This window comes from Simiduia aestuariiviva (assembly GCF_014192475.1).
GTDB lineage: Bacteria > Pseudomonadota > Gammaproteobacteria > Pseudomonadales > Cellvibrionaceae > Simiduia > Simiduia aestuariiviva.
On sequence record NZ_JACHXZ010000001.1, the window covers coordinates 640,502 to 656,761 of the forward strand.

Genomic DNA, 16,260 nt, shown 5'->3' on the forward strand with positions numbered 1-16,260 from the left:
CCCGGCTGACGCAGCGAGTTCAGCCGAGGTACATCGCTCTACTTTTGCGCTTCTATCCAGCGCAACATTTTATTTTCTAGCATGCTTAAGGGAAGGGCGCCGTCACTTAAGAGTGCATCATGGAAGGCGCGAATATCGAAGGATTTACCCAGTCGCCGTTCGGCCTGCGCGCGCAATTCGCGAATCTTTATCTCGCCCATCTTGTACGACAACGCCTGTCCGGGCCAGGAGATGTAGCGGTCAACTTCGGCGCGCACGTTGTCTTTGGAGAGCGATGTGTTATCGGCTAAAAAGTCCAGCGCACGCTGGCGGCTCCAGCCTTGGGAGTGGATGCCGGTATCGATAACCAAGCGACAGGCGCGCCACATCTCGTAGCTCAGGCGGCCAAAATTCTCGTAGGGCGTTTGGTACATATCCATTTCGATACCGAGGCGCTCAGCATAGAGACCCCAACCTTCGCCGAATGCACTCAGGTAAAGATTGCGTCGGAAGTTGGGCACATTCTCTAGCTCCTGCGATAGCGCGCCTTGTAGATGATGGCCGGGCACTGCTTCGTGCAGCGTTAGTGCAGACAGCTCGTACAAGGGGCGCTGGTCTAGGTTGTGGGTGTTGAGCCAATAGGCGCCGCCGCGCACGCCGCCGATGGCTGCGGGGTTGTATGAGGCGGTGGTGTAATTGGGTGCAATTTCTTCGGGCACGGGTACGATGCCATAGGGCATGCGCGGTAAGCGGTTGAAAAATGCGGGCAGCTTATAGTCGGCACGCTTGGCGATGTAGGCGGCTTCTTTCAGCAGCGCCTCGGGCGTTTCTGCGTAAAACTGAGGGTCGGTGCGCAGGAAGTGTGTGAAGGCATTAAAGTCACCAGTGAAACCGGACTCTTTAATCAGCGCCTGCATTTCGGCTTTAATGCGCTTAACCTCTGCCAGACCAATTTGATGTATTTTCTCGGGCGCCATGTCCAAGGTGACGTAGGTGCGAATGGCGTGGCGGTAGTAGTCTTTGCCACCCGGTAATTGCTCTGCACCTAGACTGTCGGTGGCCGCAGCCAGATAGTCGCCCTCCATGAATTCAGCCACTCGCGCAAAGGCCGGCATGGCCACGTCGGCGATGGCTTGCGCGCCTTCAGCTTGTAGTTTTTGTTGGGTGGCTGCACTTAAACTGCTGGGCAATTCGGTGAAGGGTTTGTACAGGCTGCTGTTTTTTGGATCGGCATAGACTTGTGCGCGCACCGTTGGCGCAATACCTTGGACGACGATTTTTGGCAACACAAAACCACTGGCTATGCCCGCGCGCATATTGGCGAGGTGTTCATCAAAATAGCGACCAAAGTCGCGAATGCGGGCAATGTAGTCGCGGTAGTCTTGCTCGGTGCGCATGGCCAAACCGCTGCTGGCCTCGAGCGCTTCTGCGTAAAAGCTGTAAAAAGTATTGAGTGGAATGCGATCTAAAAATAATTCATTGGCCTCAATACTGTTTTGCAGTACCCAGCTCAGTAATTGACGATTGACGGCGGCCTGTTTAGAGAGTGATTTTTCGTCAAGCGCTGTTAAACGCGATAATAATTTTCGTTCGGATTTCAATCGGCGCTCGCGATCCGACGCGGTGACACCCGGTAGTCGATCGTTGTAACCCGCGATCCCCATGCGGCCCGCCATAATCGGGTTTTCAGTGAGACTGTATTGCCAGTGATCCTCAATGATTATTGCTAGCGCTTCGTCGCCCGATGTGCTGGCCTGCGTCGCGCTGAATGAGAGCAGAAAGCTGAGTAACAGACCGATCGACAAAGTACGGCGATGAAATAACGTGTGCATGGGTGGACTCCAAAATATGCCAAGCCGGCACCATAGCACGGCGTGCGAGCAAGTTGAATCCAGTGAACGCGCTCGCGCTATAGCATGGCTTTAAGCAGCAACAAACCGCCTGAAGCTACGAGTAATACACGGCAAAACCTCATGAACGCAGCGTCATTGATGCGCAAAGCAATGCGTTTGCCAATCCAAATACCCAGCATCGCCATGGGCAGCATGGCCAGCGACAAGGTTAGGGTTTCTAAATGCCATTGACCGAGCCAAGCGTAGGGAATCACTTTTATGGCGTTGAGTACCGCAAAGAAAATGCTGGCGGTTGCCAACCACTGCAATTTGGGCAGTGCGCGCCCCAGCAAATAAATATTCAGGGGTGGCCCGCCGGCGTGAATGAGCGTGGAGCTTGTGCCTGCTATTGCCCCCCAAAGCCACGCCGCGCCTTTTAGGCGCGCAAACCACTGCGCGAGTGGTGCCCACAAGCCAAAGAGTATGCACAGTGCGGCCAATATCAGTTGTAAAGTGGCATCCGACAATTTGCCCATGCCCAAGGATCCCAGCGCAATGCCCACGGCCGCTGCGGGCAGTAGCGCGCGCACGCTTTGCCAATGGGTTTCGCGATAGTAGTAGTGAATGGCTTTGGCATCCATGACTAACAGCACGGGCAGCATCAGTGCGGCAGCTTGCGGCAATGGCATGATCAAGGCGAGCAACGGTACCGCCACGACGCCCGCACCACCGGCAAAGCCCGATTTAGAAATGCCCGTTAGAATGACGCCCACGCTGCCGAGTAGCCAAAATACTGGATCGTAAATCACGTAAACCTCGCACCGAGTGATGGGGCGACTAGAGTGCTGGAAAGGGCGGGGTGCTGCAAATCTACTTGCCTTGTTTTAAACAAAGGGTGCTTCAATCAGCGCTGGCTGTGACCCTTCTGGTCGATAAAAGTGGCGTCGGCCGCGCCCATGAGGTCTGCCACATCCTGGTAAGTTTCTGGGTTATAGCTGAGTCGGTAAACGCTAAAGCGGATATCGTAACCCCGGAGTTCTTGCGCGTTGTATTGGGTCAGGGCTTTCTTGAAGCGATCGAGGCCAATGGCGGCGCCGGCATCATTGGCGTCGGTCAAGAGCACGCCAAATTTGTCGCCACCGAAGCGCGCAAAAATATCCGATTCGCGAAATACTTCTCGCATTAGCGTGGCGAAGGCGACCAGTGCATGATCACCCTCAGCGTGGCCAAAATTGCTGTTGATGGGATTGACGCCATTGAGGTCAAACAGCAGCAAGGTGGCGGGATTATCTTTGCGTTTGCATTGGCTCAACACGTGTGCGGCCAGTGCTGTGAAGCCGCGTCGATTTGAGATTTGAGTCAACGCATCCACGGTATTGGTTGCGCAGGATTCTAGCTCTTGCGCTGCCATGGCTGCCAAATCGCGCAACAGCGTTAGATCGTCATCGCTAAAATTGCGCGGGCGCTGATCCATGACACACAGGGTTCCCAGACCGCTGCTGCCCTGAATGTTGAGTGGGCAGCCAGCGTAGAATTGGATGGCACTGGCGCCGGTTACGAGGGGGTTATCGTGAAAACGTTCATCTTCGCAGGCGTTGGGGATGAGCAGAATGTCGTCGCCCATAATGGCGTGGCCACAAAACGAAATGTCGCGCGGGGTTTCACGAAGATCCCAGCCCTGCCTGGATTTGAACCATTGTCGGTCGCAATCCACCAGACTGACCAGCGCGGTGGGCACATTAAACAGGCGCTTAGCCATGCGCGTGAGCCGGTCAAAGCGCTCCTCGGGGGCGGTATCGAGTAGATTGAGACCGCGCAGGCTCGCCAATCGTTCGGATTCGTCTGGGGGCGTGCCGGGCGCGATCATGCTGGGTTCCTATGCCGGTTGAACGGGGCGCTGAGTGTTCTCTAAGTCAGCCATAGGAATTGAGCATAGCCAAGATGGCGGCGGCTGCTCGGCCCTAAAACAGCGAATGGCTCCCGCTCAGCACGAGTTGGGCAAACCCCAAATAGATAATGACACCGGTGGCATCCACGATGGTGGTCACCAAGGGGCCCGACGCGGTGGCCGGATCCAACTTGATCTTGGATAAAACAAAGGGCAGACACAGGCCAATCAGCGAGCCAGTGAGTACCACGCAGACCATGGCCGCGGCGACGATGACGGCCACCTCTGGCCCACCGCGCAACCAGCCGAGTGCCGATACCGCCAGCGCCAGGGTCAGCCCCAGCGCGCCTGCCACGATGATCTCCCGGCCCAGTAATCCCAGCCAGTCGCGCATCTGCACTTCACCGGTGGCGAGCGCGCGAATCATCAAGGCCGCCGCCTGCGAGCCGGCGTTGCCGCCACTGCCAACCAGCAAGGGCAGAAAAAAGACCAAGGCCACTTGCTGGGCAATGATGTCTTCAAAAAAGGCGATGCCGGCGCCGGAAAACAGCGCGCCAAACACCAGCATTAGCAACCAGCCAATGCGCTTGAGGTAAAGCTGCCCCAAGCCGATGTTTTTAAAGGATGAACCCAATGCCGCCACCGACGCACTCTTTTGCGCATCCTCCGTGGCTTCTTCCACAAAGGCATCCATGGCGTCATCGTAGGTAATGATGCCCACCAGCTTTTGCTCGGCGTCTAACACCGGTACTGCGAGCAAGTCGTAGTGGCGCACAATTTCCGCCACTTTCTCTTGGTCTTCGTCCACCGCCACGCTCACGACATCGGTGAGCATGAGCTCGGCGATGGTGGCGTCCGGGCGCGCGAGAATCAGTTGTTTCAGTGACAGGGTGCCGCGCAGCGTGCGGTCTTTGTCCACCACATACACCTGGTAGATGGTCTCTTTGTCGGGTGCCTCTAAGCGAATGCGCAGCAGCGCTTTTTTGACGGTCCAGTGGGCGCGCAGGGTGGCGTAATCCGAGGTCATCAGGGCGCCGGCGGTCTTTTCCGGGTAGCTGGCAAGCCGGCGCACATCCTCGCGTTCGGCTTGCGCCAGGCCCGGTAGAACGGCGTGGCGCTGCTCCTCGGTCAGGCGGTTGAACAAATCCGCGCGCTCGTCAGACTCCATTTGGGAAAAGAGTGCCGCTAAATCATTGCGAGGCATCACCGCCGCAATCATCGCTTGGCGCTCTTCCGACATATAGGAAAACGCCTCGGCGTGGTCGTGCAGGGTCAGTAAGTCCAGCAGCACAGCTGCCTCTTTGGGGCTGAAATCCATCATGGCATCGGACAAATCCGCGATATGGCGATGTGCCAGCAGAGCCCGCAATTGGTGCTTGTCGGGCTCTGCCACTAGGTTGACAAGGTGCGTGCGAAGTTCGGCCTGATCCATGGGGTTTCCTGCTCGGGTGGTGGCGAGATTGTAGGAACACTGGCCATGAGTTACAACGACCGGCCGAAATTCAGTCACCGGCTATACTGGATTGATCACAATCGATCCAATTGCTCGGAGTTCGCTTTGCGTCTGGCCCGACTCACATCTTCAGCACTGCCATTAATGTGGGTGCTCATTCTAGTGCTGGGGCTGGGGCTGGGGCTGAGCGCGGGCGCCATCTATTTAGACCGGCTTAACAGCGAGCGCTACTTGCAAGAGCAGCGCGCATTGGTGTTGCTGCAAGCCTCCACCTTGCGCGCCCAGATCGAGGGTAATATCAATAGCAATATTCAATCGGTGTTGGGCTTGGCCGCGGTCATTGCGGCGGAGCCAGACATAAACCAAGAAAAGTTTGCCCGTTACGCCGCCAAAATATTCGCCGGCCGCAATCAATTGCGCAATTTGGGCGGCGCGCCCGATATGGTGATGCAGCTGATGTATCCCATGGCCGGAAATGAAGGTGCTATTGGCCTTAACCTCGCCGCCAATGCTGCACAAAAGCAAGCCGCGCTGCGCGCGCGCGAAACCGGAGCCATTGTGGTGGCAGGACCGGTCAACCTAGTGCAGGGCGGTCAGGCATTTATTGGGCGCATTCCCGTATTTGTGGGTGATGACAATGCGTTCTGGGGCGCGATTTCTGCGGTGATCGATCTGGATCGCTTTTATCAAGCAAGCGGCGTTTACGATGCGCCGTTGCGCATCGCGCTCAGGGGTAAAGACGGTTTGGGTGCCGAGGGCGAGCTGTTTTATGGCGATCAAGCAACCTTTGAGAGCGCCCCTATTCTGTTAGATATTGGCCTTGCCACGGGCAGCTGGCAGCTAGCCGCAATGCCCATTGGTGGTTGGTCTGGATACGCGCCTAATCGCCATTGGTTGCGCGGGGCGTTGGTGTTACTGATCGCGCTGATTCTGGCGCCGCTCGGTTATTCGGTGCTTTTACTGCGGCGGCGAATTGCAGAGCAGGCGCGGTTGCAGGGTTTATTCAGTCACTCGCCGGTGGGGTTAGCCCTGTGCGATGCCCGTGTTGGTAGGGTGATTGAACACAACGGCACCCTGCGAGCGCTCTTGGGTGAGGATGTGCGCGGACAACCTATTGAAGCCGTGTTGCAACCAAATCGCGAGTCGGCGAGCGCTTGGACGGACATTTTGGCAGGCGAATTGTCTGCCGTAGAAATGCGCGCGACCCTAGCGGATCAATCCGCCCAGCCACAATCATTGGTGGTGAAAGCGGTGCGGGTGTCGGGCGCGGGGTCGCAGCCCTATATCTGGGTCATGGTCGAGGATGTCACCGAGCGTGAGCGCACCTCAAGAGAACTTGAAGATACCAACCGCCAACTGAGTTTAGTTGTCGACAGCACTGGTGTGGGCTTTTGGGATTGGCATATTTTTGCCAAAAAAATCATCGTCAATGACCGCTGGCAGCAGTTGCTGGGTTTGCAATTAAACGAAGACCACACCGTTAACGCGGAAGATTGGCAGCAATGGCTGCACCCGCAAGATAAACAACGAATCGAAGAGTTCCTCGCCAAAGCCGCGGTGCTAACCGCAGAAAACCTGACCCTAGATTTGCGCATGCGCCACGTTGATGGCCATTGGGTGTGGTTGCACTTTAGCGGTCGCGTGGTGCGTTGGATGGGCGCGAAAGCGACCCGCATGGTTGGCACGGCCTTGGATATTACTGCAAGCAAACGTGCAGCTCAAAAGTTGATCGAATCGCAGGAGCAGTTAAACAGCTTTTTCTCACTTTCTCCCGTGTTTATGGGAATTTCAAATGCCGAGGGTTATTTTGAAGTCGTAAATAATCACTTTGTCACCAAGTTGGGCTACGATCAGGACGCCCTCAATAAAATGCGCATTTTGGAGCTTATCCACCCAGAGGATTTAGAGGCAACCAAAGCGGCCATGCGGCGTTTAGGTGCCGGTAAAGAATCGGTTGAATTTACGTCGCGACTAAGAGCTGCAAATGGTGAGTATTTGTCTTTGGTGTGGAGTACCCGTGCAGATCCCCTGCGCAATAAATTTTATTCCACCGCCGTGGATATGTCTGAAACTTTGCGCGTCCAGCGGGCCGTCGAAAGGCAGCAGGATATGTTGGAGGCCATGAGCGAACAGGGGCGTATTGGCGCCTGGGAATACGACATTCCCAGTAAAAAATCTACCTGGTCGTTGATGGCCAAAGAGATCCACGGCGTGCCGCCGGATTTTGATCCAGTGGTAGAGGAGACCATTAAGTTTTATCAAGCGGCGGGCAGCGCAGAACAAATGACTCAATGCTTGATGCAGGGTTTGAAGGAAGCCAAGCCTTGGCGTATTGAGTTGCCCATCGTAACCGCCGATGGTAAACATCGTTGGGTGGCAAGCACCGGCCGAACGCAAATGAAAAATGGCCGTAATGTTCGAATGTACGGATCCTTTCAAGATATTACCGAGCGAAAGAATGCAGAACAGCAATTGCTTGCAGCAAAAGAAGAAGCTGAGCGAGCGGTTAAAGTAAAAGGCGAATTCTTGGCCATGATGAGCCATGAAATTCGAACGCCCCTGAATGGCGTTATGGGTATGCTCAATTTATTGAAGCGCACGCCCTTAAATGCCAATCAGTCGCACCATGTGGACATCGCGCAACGCAGTGCCATTACACTATTGAGCACCATCAACGACATTTTAGATTTTTCTAAAGTGGATGCCGGCAAGTTGGAGTTGGCGCCGCGTCTTTTTGATCTGCGACAGTTGCTTGACGATGTGGTGCAAATACTCGCACTCTCCGCGCACGAAAAAGGTATTTATCTGGTGCTAGATCAATCACACATACCCAATGTGACGGTTGAGACAGATCCGGATCGGTTGCGACAAGTTTTAATTAATCTTATTAACAACGCCATAAAATTCACCGAGCAGGGGCAGGTTGTCGTGCGCGCTGAGCTCGATGAATTGCGCCTCAGTGTGGCCATCATCGACACCGGCATTGGCATGGCTGAAGACACCCTAGCTGATTTATTTACGCCGTTTTCACAGGTGGACAGTTCTTCGACTCGTCGTTTCGAAGGCACTGGATTGGGGTTGGCGATCAGTCGCAAGCTCTGCCAATTATTGGGCGGCGATGTTGCCGTTGAATCTTCGCTGGGTGAGGGATCCACCTTTCGCTTCAATATTCAGCTCGCGGCGGTCACAGAAATACCCGGTCAGCGGTTGCCATGGCTGGGCGGTGCAAAGGTATTGGTGGCGTTGGAAAATAATCCGTCGCGGGCGGCGCTGTCACAGTTGTTACGCGCAACAGGGGCCGAAGTGTTTGAAGCCGATGGTTTGGAAGTGACCACAGAGTTACTGACGCAGTGCGATTATCATTGGGTATTTATTGGGCGGGAATATTGTTTGGCGCAGGGCTTGAGCGCCGAACACCCCGGTTGGCAGCGCGAGCATCAACGCCGTGTGTTGGTACATGGACAGCAGGTCGATCCTGATCACCAGTACATGGCGCAATTGGGTTTCACGGATCGGGTGGCGGCGCCGGTGACTGAATCGCGGCTAGTCGCATTATTACGTGGCGAACAACAAGCGGAGTCAGTGGAGCCGGTCACTCAGGATTTGGCCAAGGGACAAAAGGTTTTACTGGTGGAAGACAACGCCATCAATCGCGAAGTGGCCACCATGATGTTAGAGGACCTCGGTTGTCGCGTGTTGGCGGCTGAGACTGGCCGCAGTGCCTTGGCTGTGCTGAAGACCAACCAGGATATTGGCTTGGTGTTTATGGATTGTTTGATGCCTGAAATGGATGGGTTGGAGGCGACGCGACGAATCCGTCGCGGTGAGGCGGGTGTGCACGCACAGACGTTAACCGTGGTTGCGCTGACCGCCAATGCAATGCGAGGCGATCGCGAGCGGTGCATGGCCGCGGGTATGAATGATTTTGTCAGCAAGCCCATCAACGAAAGTGACTTGGTGCTGGTGCTCAAGAAATGGTTGTCCATTGAGGCAAGCAGCAATCGTGCAATGGCTGCGTCGGCCGAAGAAGTGTGGGATGAAAAATTTGCGCGACAGGCAGTGCGCCAAAGAACAGACCGATTGCGCTGGCTGTTGGAGCGCTTCCTCGATAGCTATGCCGACGTCACGGAACGTTGCGCCAGCTTGTTGGTCGATGAAGATTATCCCGCCCTGCAACTATTGGTGCACACCGTAAAAGGTGCCGCGGGGCAGTTGGGCGGGCGAGAATTGCAGGCCTGCGCCGATCAACTGGAGCACTACGTTCGGCAATGCGACTCTGCAGGTATTGCGGTGAGTATGGGAAAATTGAAAGACGCTAACTCGCGGTTAGCGGCGCGCTTGAAACAGTTTTTGGCAGACACTGAAGACATCGAACAGCGCTAAGGTTTTTCCCAGTAGCTTTGCTCGCCAAAAAACGCCACCAAAAAGTCGATAAACAAGCGCACCCGTTGTGGCACGAATCGGCTGGCGGGGTAGACCGCGTAGAGTGAGCGCCCAGCCAAACTGTAGTCGCCCAACACCGGCACCAATCGCCCCGCCGCCAAATCCTGCCAGCAAATAAAGCGTGGTGAAACGGCAATGCCATAGCCCTGAACAGCCATCGCATTTAAAAATTCCCCATTGTTTGCTTTGAGGCTTGAACGCCATTCGATGGAGTGGGGGTGACCCTCTGGGCCGTGTAGCGTGATACTGCTGTGGCCGCTGGTGGTGTAATGCAATAGGCGGTGGTGGCGCAGGTCGTTTGGTTGCAGGGGGGTGCCCGCGCGCTTGAGGTAGTCGGGTGCGGCCACCAAACACAGGCTGATGGGCGCCAACTTTCGCGCGCGCAAATTGGAATCTGCCAAATCGCCAATGCGCAGCGATAGATCGACGCCTGCTTCAATGAGGTTGACGAACTGGTCCGCCAGCTCCAGTTCGATGGTCAAGCCTGGGTAGCGCTCGCCAAAGGCCTGAATCGCCGGTGGTAGGTGCGCAACGCCAAAGGTCAGTGGGGCGGCAATGCGCAGTCGCCCTTGCAACCGGTGATTGTCTGGATTGACCTGCGCAGCCAGTTCGGCATTGGCATCGAGTAGGCGCAGGGCCTGCTGATAGCAGCGTTGGCCAGCTTCGGTGAGGTGCCAGCGGCGCGTGGTGCGTGCAATCAATCGCGTGCCCAAACGGTTTTCTAGCATTGTGAGTTTGCGACTGACCGCTGATTTAGCTTGACCCAATTGTTCGGCCGCGCGCCCGATGCCGCCGGCCTCTGCAATGCGCACAAAATTTTCCAGTTCTTCAAGCTGTCCCACAATTGTTCTCTTAATAGCAATTATGTATTGAAATTTAGCCAGTTTATCTACTTTATGGCAATAACTAATATGGTCTCCATGGCGTGTGCCATAACTTTAATCACCGAGAGGAATTCACTATGAAACAGTTAGCACAGATTGCTTCACCCTTAGGCCGCACGCTTTTGGCACTGATATTTGTCATGTCTGGCGCCAGTAAAATCACCGCCTATGCCGCCACTCAGGGCTACATGGAGGCCTTCGGTATTCCGGGCGTCCTGCTGCCGCTGGTGATCGGCCTAGAAATCGCTGGCGGCTTGGCGTTGGCAGTGGGTTGGCAGGCGCGCTGGGCAGCCTTAGGCTTGGCGGGTTTTTCAGTGGTGTCCGGCGTGGTGTTTCACAGCGACTTTGGCAACCAAATGCAGATGATCATGTTTATGAAAAACCTGAGCATGGCGGGCGCGCTGTTGTTCATCGTAGCCAATGGACCCGGTTTAATCGCCCTCGATAATCGCAAAGCTGCGTAGCTAAAACGTCATCCATCGGGCGCTTGTCTTAGGCGCCTGCGCATTGTTGGAGCCACTATGAACATAGCCTTTGTCTCCCACGGTGGCGGTCCGCTACCTGTGTTAGGTGATCCAGACCACGCACAACTGCGGCGCAGTTTTGCATTGCTTCGGTCACAGCTACCTGCCCACCCGAGTGTCGTGGTGGTGGTCAGTGCACACTGGGAGGCGCGGGGCTTTCAAATCAATGCCGCGGCCCAGCCGCCCCTGCTGTTCGACTATCAAGGCTTCCCAGCCGAGAGTTACCAGTTAAGCTACCCTGCGCCAGGCCAGCCAGAATTGGCTGCATCATTGATCGCGGCGCTGAATCATTGGGGACTGGCAGCGCAAACGGTGGAGCGCGGCTGGGATCACGGAGTGTTTGTGCCGCTGCTGTTGCTCTACCCGGCGGCCAGGATTCCGGTGTTGCAGGTGTCGCTGGACGCGAGCCTCGATCCGGCAATGCACTGGCGACTGGGGCAAGCCCTTGCGCGTGGCTTGCCCGCCGATGCGCTGCTACTGGGTTCGGGTTTTAGTTTTCACAATTTACCGGCGTTTTTTGGCCCTAAATCCGCCGAGGTAATTTCCGCCAGCGACGGCTTTGCTCACTGGTTAGATCGTACGCTGGTAACTGAATGGCAGAGCGCCACCGTGGAATCCACATTGAGCGCTTGGCAAGAGGCACCTCATGCGCGTTTTAACCACCCGCGCGAAGAGCACCTGCTGCCCTTGCTGGTATGCGCAGCTGCCGCCAAGGGCCCGGCGCAAGTGCAGCGCTTTGAGGTGATGGGCGTGGCGGCGCGGAATTATTTTTGGGCAGAAAGTTCACAGGCCTAGGGCGAGTCTCTAGATTTTTGAACAACAGCCGCCGTCCTGCTGAATGGGTGGGCAGGGCACGCTGCCGTAGGAGCAAAACACACAGCAGTCGCCCGGTTTTGGTTGGAGTACTGTTTGGCATTGGGTGCATTCGTAGAACCACTGGCAGGCGTCGGTGGGCATGGTCTCCAGCACGCTGTGTGCGCACTGTGGGCAGGTGAGTGTGGAGTCGAGCAGCACGGATTTAGTCATTGCCTGTAGTGCTCTCGTCGGCGGATGAAACAAGGCTGGATGGGTAGCCGGCGTTGGTGGTGGCGGCTATGAGCGCGGCCACTGGCGCTTGTGCGTCATCAAATTGCACCACCGCTTGACGGGTTTCCATGCTGACCGCCACTTCGCCCACACCGGGCACCTGTTGCAGGGCTTTTTTCACAGTGATGGGGCAGGTCATGCAGTTCATGCCGGGCACCGCTAATGTTATCTGTTGATCGGCGGCCAAAGCGCCGCCACTGACCATCAGTGCCGTCAAAACACACAATAATTTATTCATATCACACCTTTTAAGGTTGGTAGATGACAGCTTGCGCTAGTAAAACCACAGCAACCAATAAGGGCTGGCCACCAACGCCGCCGCCACGATTAGCAATATCAGAAAAATTTTTTGTCTGCGCCCGCGCGTGGTTTCCTGGGCGCAGACAGTTTCAGCCGCACATTCGGATTGTGGTTTGAATAACTGCCAGCCAGACCAACCAAACAGCGCGCACACGGCAATAATGAAAATTGGGCGGTAGGGTTCAAGAGCAGTGAGGTGACTGATCCAGGCACCGCTAATGCCTAGCGAAAGCAACACCAATGGCCCAGCGCAACACAGGCTTGCGCCAACTGCCGCCATGAAACCACCTAGGCTCGTCCACCGCGCAGTGTTCTGCTTAATTGTCTCGTTCATGGGGCTGGGTCCGACTGAGTATCGCATCTGAGATTAGCTTCCGTACCTAAGTACAGAGTCAAGGGCGCGGTTGCGGAATCAAGGACGATGTGTCGGATAGCGCGCGTCAGCGTTTTGGTAGCCCCAGTGACAGGAGCGCCGCCACGGCGATAAATGCCGACGACACCCACAGGCAGGCGCCGAGCCCTGCACTTTGAAACAGCCAGCCCGAAAGCAAGGTGCCGAGTAGGCGCCCCAAGGCGTTAGCCATGTAGTAAAAGCCCACGTCGAGTGACACGCCATCATCGCTGGCGTAACTCACAATGAGGAAGCTGTGCAGCGAAGAGTTGATGGCAAACAGCGCACCGAATGTTAATAGCCCCGCTACCAACACCGTGGGCGCATGCCATGAGAGCGTGAGCGAAAACGCAATCGCCGCGGGAATGAGGCTTAGCAGCAACGCCCAGTGCACCGCATGGCGGCCGCTGGGTTGGCGGCCCGTTAGTTTGGGTGCGAGTGATTGCACGATGCCGTAGCCAATGATCCAGAGCGCGAGAAAACCGCCCACGCGCCAGTGATCCCAGCCGAATTCACTGGCCAAAAATACCGGCAGTGCCACCACAAACCAGACATCGCGCGCGCCGAAAAGAAACAGGCGTGCGGCCGATAAAAAATTGATGGCGCGGCTTTTAGAAAATAGGTCGCGGAATTTTGGTTTGCGGCTGGCGCGCCCCAGCGACTGCGTTAACGTGGTTAGGCTGAATAACCATACCAGCAATAACAGGATCGCCATTGCGAGCACCGCGCCGGTAAACCCCAGCGCACTTAGCAGCGCGCCTCCCAGAAAAAAGCCGGCGCCCTTGAGTGCGTTTTTCGAGCCGGTGAGCAAGGCAATCCAGCGATAAAGTTGCCCCGGTGCCGAGGCCGGAACCAGCAATTTAATGGCGCTTTTGGCGCTCATTTTGTTTAAGTCTTTGGCGATGCCCGACAGCGCCTGTGCCCCCATAACCCAGGGCACCGTGAGCCAATGTGCGGGCACTAACAATAAACCCAGCGCGACAATTTGCAGCGCCAAGCCCAAGTTCATGGTTTGATTCAAACCCAGTCGCGCGCCCAGCCAACCGCCCAGTAAATTCGTGATGACACCAAACAGTTCGTAGAACACGAACAACAGCGCAATAGCGAGCGGGCTGTAACCCAAACCGTAAAAATAGAGCACCACCAACATGCGCAGTGCGCCGTCGGTGAGGGTAAAGGCCCAGTAGTTGCCGGTAACGAGGGCGTACTGTTGCAGGGGGCTGGCCAATGCCATGGGTCTATTGCCCTACCATGCGCGCCAGATCCACCACGCGATTGGCGTAGCCCCATTCGTTGTCGTACCAGGCGTAGATTTTTACTTGGGTGCCGTTGATTACCAGCGTCGATTGCGCATCAATAATGCTGGAGCGCGGATCGGTTTTGTAATCCACGCTAACCAAGGGGCGGGTTTCATAGCCCAAAATGCCGGCCAGTTCACCCGCTGCCGCTTCGGCCAGAAACTGGTTCACCTGTTCCGCAGTGGTGGCGCGCGCCACTTCAAACACGCAGTCGGTGAGCGAGGCGTTGGCTAGCGGTACGCGCACGGCGTGGCCATTCAGTTTGCCTTTCAATTCGGGAAAGATGTGGGTGATGGCGGTGGCCGAGCCGGTGGTGGTGGGAATCAAACTTTGGCCGCAGGCGCGCGCGCGCCGCAAGTCTTTGTGCGGGGCATCTAAAATAGTTTGGGTGTTGGTGAGGTCGTGAATGGTGGTCATGCTGCCGTGCACAATACCCAATTTTTCGTGAATCACTTTGACCACGGGTGCAAGACAGTTGGTGGTGCAACTGGCGGCCGTCACGATGGGGTGCGCATCCGGCTGGTACAAATGCTGGTTGACGCCCATCACTACGTTGAGCACGCCGTCCTCTTTTACTGGTGCCGTGACCACTACCCGCTTCACACCTTGGTCTAAGTAGGCCTGCAAGTCTGCCTTGCGATTAAATTTGCCAGAGGCCTCAATCACCAGGTCGCAGCCGGACCAATCGGTGTCGCCAATGCGCGTATTTTGGCTGCAGCGAATGGCTTGGCTGCCGATCACAATGTCGTTGTCTAGATGGCTTGCATCAAACTGCCAGCGGCCGTGTACCGAGTCAAAATTGAGCAGGTGGGCCAAGGTTTCGGCACTGCCCGCAGGCTCATTTACCTGCACAAAATTCAGCGGTGATTGGCCAAAACCCGCCCGTAAACTCAAGCGGCCCATGCGCCCAAAACCGTTGATGCCGACATTAATGCTCATGATGGATTCGCTCCGTTAGCAACAGGCTTGCGCGCGCGTGGGGCGATCGCCCATGTGCGCCAATTGTTGCAGGTGTTGAGATAAAAATTGTGGGTTTGCCGCCAGTGATTCGGCCAGCACCGCGTGGCACCAAGTGGCCAAGTCGGGGTTGATGCGGTAGTAGACCCACTGGCCCTGACGGCGGTCCAACAGCACGTCTGCCTGGCGCAATTGCGCCAGATGGCGCGATATTTTCGGCTGGCTCTCTCCGAGCGCACAGGTGAGTTCACACACGCACAGCTCGCCTTCGCGGCAGATCAACAGCAGGCTTTTCAGGCGGGTGTCGTCGGCCAGTAATTTGAAAAAGTGGGTGGGGTGCACCATGGGCTCCTTCGTTAGTCGCGTGAGGTGGCAGGGGTTGGCAAATGTTGTGGCGCAATATATATGAAATTTCATATATATGGAATATCGAATGTGCGTCTGTCAAGGCAACTAGTTGGCTTGGGTGGACTCGGAAAAGCTATGCAGTGGGTGGTGGGGGTCGCTGAGGATTTCTTTGATCACTTCGGCTAGCGGGGGCGCTAGGTGACGGTGCTTGCTATTGAGGTAAGGGTAGGCCCCGTAGGCGGCGAGCACGCCGACCTTGTGGGGTGCGGGTGAACCAATTTCGTCGAGTGCTGCGTTCAAGAGTGCCTCTGGCACTACCATGATGTCGAGCCGATTGGCGGTTAGCATTCTGATGCCGTGGGTGATTTCTGAAAATTGCGAAAGATAGCGGCTAGGTAGTTTTGCTAACAGCGCTTCTTGTGCGGCATGCCCCCTTGGGTAGCCTATGCGGAGCTTTAGATTGAGAATGTTGTCGGCTGTTATTGGGGGAAGATCGTCGCGAAAGCTATAGGCACTGAGCTTAAAGTGCACGAGCAGGGCGTCCACCCGCACTAGATTTTGATAGCTTGGATTGTCATTCAGTTTGCCGAGTCGCGCACATTCACCGTCGGTTATGCCCTCGTTGGCATCGGATAGGCTTCTGCGGCCGGGTCGATCGCGCAACACAAAGTTGTAGCCAAGCTGGCTGAAGGCTTGCGTGTACAAGGCGTGCAAATGGCCAATGAGTTTTGAGTCGGGTGTCACGGCGCAGCTAAACGTGATCGTGGGCCTTTGCGCCGCCGTGGATGAGCCACAGGCGCCCGCTGCGGTACAAAGGCACAGTATCCAAATAAGTGCGCGCAAGGTGCGCTGACTATTGTTTGGCAAACATGTCATG

15 protein-coding genes are annotated in these 16,260 nt (G+C 56.1%); 3 read left to right on the forward strand and 12 right to left on the reverse strand.

The genetic code is table 11. From position 1 onward, the window contains the following. Positions 1–38: 38 nt before the first annotated feature. The 4 genes from FHS30_RS02980 to mgtE all read right to left on the reverse strand — a co-directional run bounded on the left by FHS30_RS02980 (position 39) and on the right by mgtE (position 5,131). Complete coding sequence (locus FHS30_RS02980) at positions 39–1,811, reverse strand: DUF885 domain-containing protein (RefSeq protein WP_183908152.1); 1,773 nt, start codon at positions 1,809–1,811, stop codon at positions 39–41. Positions 1,812–1,888: 77 nt separating this feature from the next. After that, positions 1,889–2,620, reverse strand: coding sequence for a TSUP family transporter (locus FHS30_RS02985; protein ID WP_183908154.1), 732 nt, complete (start codon positions 2,618–2,620; stop codon positions 1,889–1,891). 95 nt (positions 2,621–2,715) lie between these two features. Continuing rightward, positions 2,716–3,678 carry a sensor domain-containing diguanylate cyclase gene (locus FHS30_RS02990; RefSeq protein ID WP_183908156.1) on the reverse strand — a complete coding sequence of 321 codons (963 nt, stop codon included), beginning with the start codon at positions 3,676–3,678 and terminating at the stop codon, positions 2,716–2,718. A 94-nt stretch (positions 3,679–3,772) separates the two neighbouring features. Further along, positions 3,773–5,131, reverse strand: coding sequence for a magnesium transporter (gene mgtE / locus FHS30_RS02995; RefSeq protein WP_183908158.1), 1,359 nt, complete (start codon positions 5,129–5,131; stop codon positions 3,773–3,775). A gap of 45 nt (positions 5,132–5,176) precedes the next feature. On the opposite strand from mgtE, the gene FHS30_RS03000 reads away from it, so the two are divergent. Further along, entirely contained in the window at positions 5,177–9,535 is a 4,359-nt protein-coding gene (locus FHS30_RS03000; RefSeq protein WP_183908161.1) for a PAS domain S-box protein, read from the forward strand. On the opposite strand, the gene FHS30_RS03005 is transcribed toward FHS30_RS03000, so the two are convergent. Continuing rightward, positions 9,532–10,437: a LysR substrate-binding domain-containing protein gene (locus tag FHS30_RS03005; RefSeq protein ID WP_183908163.1), complete on the reverse strand. Its 906-nt coding sequence runs from the start codon at positions 10,435–10,437 to the stop codon at positions 9,532–9,534. The genes FHS30_RS03000 and FHS30_RS03005 overlap by 4 nt on opposite strands. Before the next feature lie 119 nt (positions 10,438–10,556). Between FHS30_RS03005 and FHS30_RS03010 the strand changes: the two genes are divergently transcribed. Continuing rightward, positions 10,557–10,943 (forward strand): DoxX family protein, encoded by a 387-nt coding sequence (locus tag FHS30_RS03010; protein WP_183908165.1) that lies wholly within the window; start codon positions 10,557–10,559, stop codon positions 10,941–10,943. A 57-nt stretch (positions 10,944–11,000) separates the two neighbouring features. Then, positions 11,001–11,798, forward strand: coding sequence for a DODA-type extradiol aromatic ring-opening family dioxygenase (locus FHS30_RS03015; protein ID WP_183908167.1), 798 nt, complete (start codon positions 11,001–11,003; stop codon positions 11,796–11,798). A gap of 9 nt (positions 11,799–11,807) precedes the next feature. Here the strand turns inward: FHS30_RS03015 and FHS30_RS03020 are convergent, their stop codons facing one another. The 7 genes from FHS30_RS03020 to FHS30_RS03050 all read right to left on the reverse strand — a co-directional run bounded on the left by FHS30_RS03020 (position 11,808) and on the right by FHS30_RS03050 (position 16,259). Next, positions 11,808–12,029: a GDCCVxC domain-containing (seleno)protein gene (locus FHS30_RS03020; protein WP_183908169.1), complete on the reverse strand. Its 222-nt coding sequence runs from the start codon at positions 12,027–12,029 to the stop codon at positions 11,808–11,810. After that, positions 12,022–12,327, reverse strand: coding sequence for a mercury resistance system periplasmic binding protein MerP (gene merP, locus FHS30_RS03025; protein ID WP_183908171.1), 306 nt, complete (start codon positions 12,325–12,327; stop codon positions 12,022–12,024). Before merP ends, FHS30_RS03020 begins: the two co-directional genes overlap by 8 nt. A gap of 36 nt (positions 12,328–12,363) precedes the next feature. Further along, entirely contained in the window at positions 12,364–12,723 is a 360-nt protein-coding gene (locus FHS30_RS03030; protein WP_183908173.1) for a mercuric transporter MerT family protein, read from the reverse strand. 106 nt (positions 12,724–12,829) lie between these two features. Then, positions 12,830–14,014: an organoarsenical effux MFS transporter ArsJ gene (gene arsJ, locus FHS30_RS03035; protein ID WP_183908175.1), complete on the reverse strand. Its 1,185-nt coding sequence runs from the start codon at positions 14,012–14,014 to the stop codon at positions 12,830–12,832. Between the two features lie 4 nt (positions 14,015–14,018). Continuing rightward, on the reverse strand, positions 14,019–15,017 hold the full coding sequence (locus FHS30_RS03040) for an ArsJ-associated glyceraldehyde-3-phosphate dehydrogenase (protein WP_183908177.1): 999 nt from the start codon (positions 15,015–15,017) through the stop codon (positions 14,019–14,021). Positions 15,018–15,032: 15 nt separating this feature from the next. After that, positions 15,033–15,377, reverse strand: coding sequence for a metalloregulator ArsR/SmtB family transcription factor (locus tag FHS30_RS03045; RefSeq protein WP_343048926.1), 345 nt, complete (start codon positions 15,375–15,377; stop codon positions 15,033–15,035). A 111-nt stretch (positions 15,378–15,488) separates the two neighbouring features. Continuing rightward, entirely contained in the window at positions 15,489–16,259 is a 771-nt protein-coding gene (locus FHS30_RS03050; RefSeq protein ID WP_183908181.1) for a hypothetical protein, read from the reverse strand. Position 16,260: the final 1 nt, after the last annotated feature.

Bases quoted from the DNA above. Each gene is read 5' to 3' on its own strand.
- FHS30_RS03030 (WP_183908173.1), bottom strand. From the start codon at position 12,723: ATGAACGAGACAATTAAGCAGAACACTGCGCGGTGGACGAGCCTAGGT.
- FHS30_RS03015 (WP_183908167.1), top strand. From the start codon at position 11,001: ATGAACATAGCCTTTGTCTCCCACGGTGGCGGTCCGCTACCTGTGTTA.
- FHS30_RS02990 (WP_183908156.1), bottom strand. From the start codon at position 3,678: ATGATCGCGCCCGGCACGCCCCCAGACGAATCCGAACGATTGGCGAGC.
- FHS30_RS03020 (WP_183908169.1), bottom strand. From the start codon at position 12,029: ATGACTAAATCCGTGCTGCTCGACTCCACACTCACCTGCCCACAGTGC.
- FHS30_RS02980 (WP_183908152.1), bottom strand. From the start codon at position 1,811: ATGCACACGTTATTTCATCGCCGTACTTTGTCGATCGGTCTGTTACTC.
- merP (WP_183908171.1), bottom strand. From the start codon at position 12,327: ATGAATAAATTATTGTGTGTTTTGACGGCACTGATGGTCAGTGGCGGC.
- FHS30_RS03050 (WP_183908181.1), bottom strand. From the start codon at position 16,259: ATGACATGTTTGCCAAACAATAGTCAGCGCACCTTGCGCGCACTTATT.
- FHS30_RS03040 (WP_183908177.1), bottom strand. From the start codon at position 15,017: ATGAGCATTAATGTCGGCATCAACGGTTTTGGGCGCATGGGCCGCTTG.
- FHS30_RS03010 (WP_183908165.1), top strand. From the start codon at position 10,557: ATGAAACAGTTAGCACAGATTGCTTCACCCTTAGGCCGCACGCTTTTG.
- mgtE (WP_183908158.1), bottom strand. From the start codon at position 5,131: ATGGATCAGGCCGAACTTCGCACGCACCTTGTCAACCTAGTGGCAGAG.
- arsJ (WP_183908175.1), bottom strand. From the start codon at position 14,014: ATGGCATTGGCCAGCCCCCTGCAACAGTACGCCCTCGTTACCGGCAAC.
- FHS30_RS03000 (WP_183908161.1), top strand. From the start codon at position 5,177: ATGAGTTACAACGACCGGCCGAAATTCAGTCACCGGCTATACTGGATT.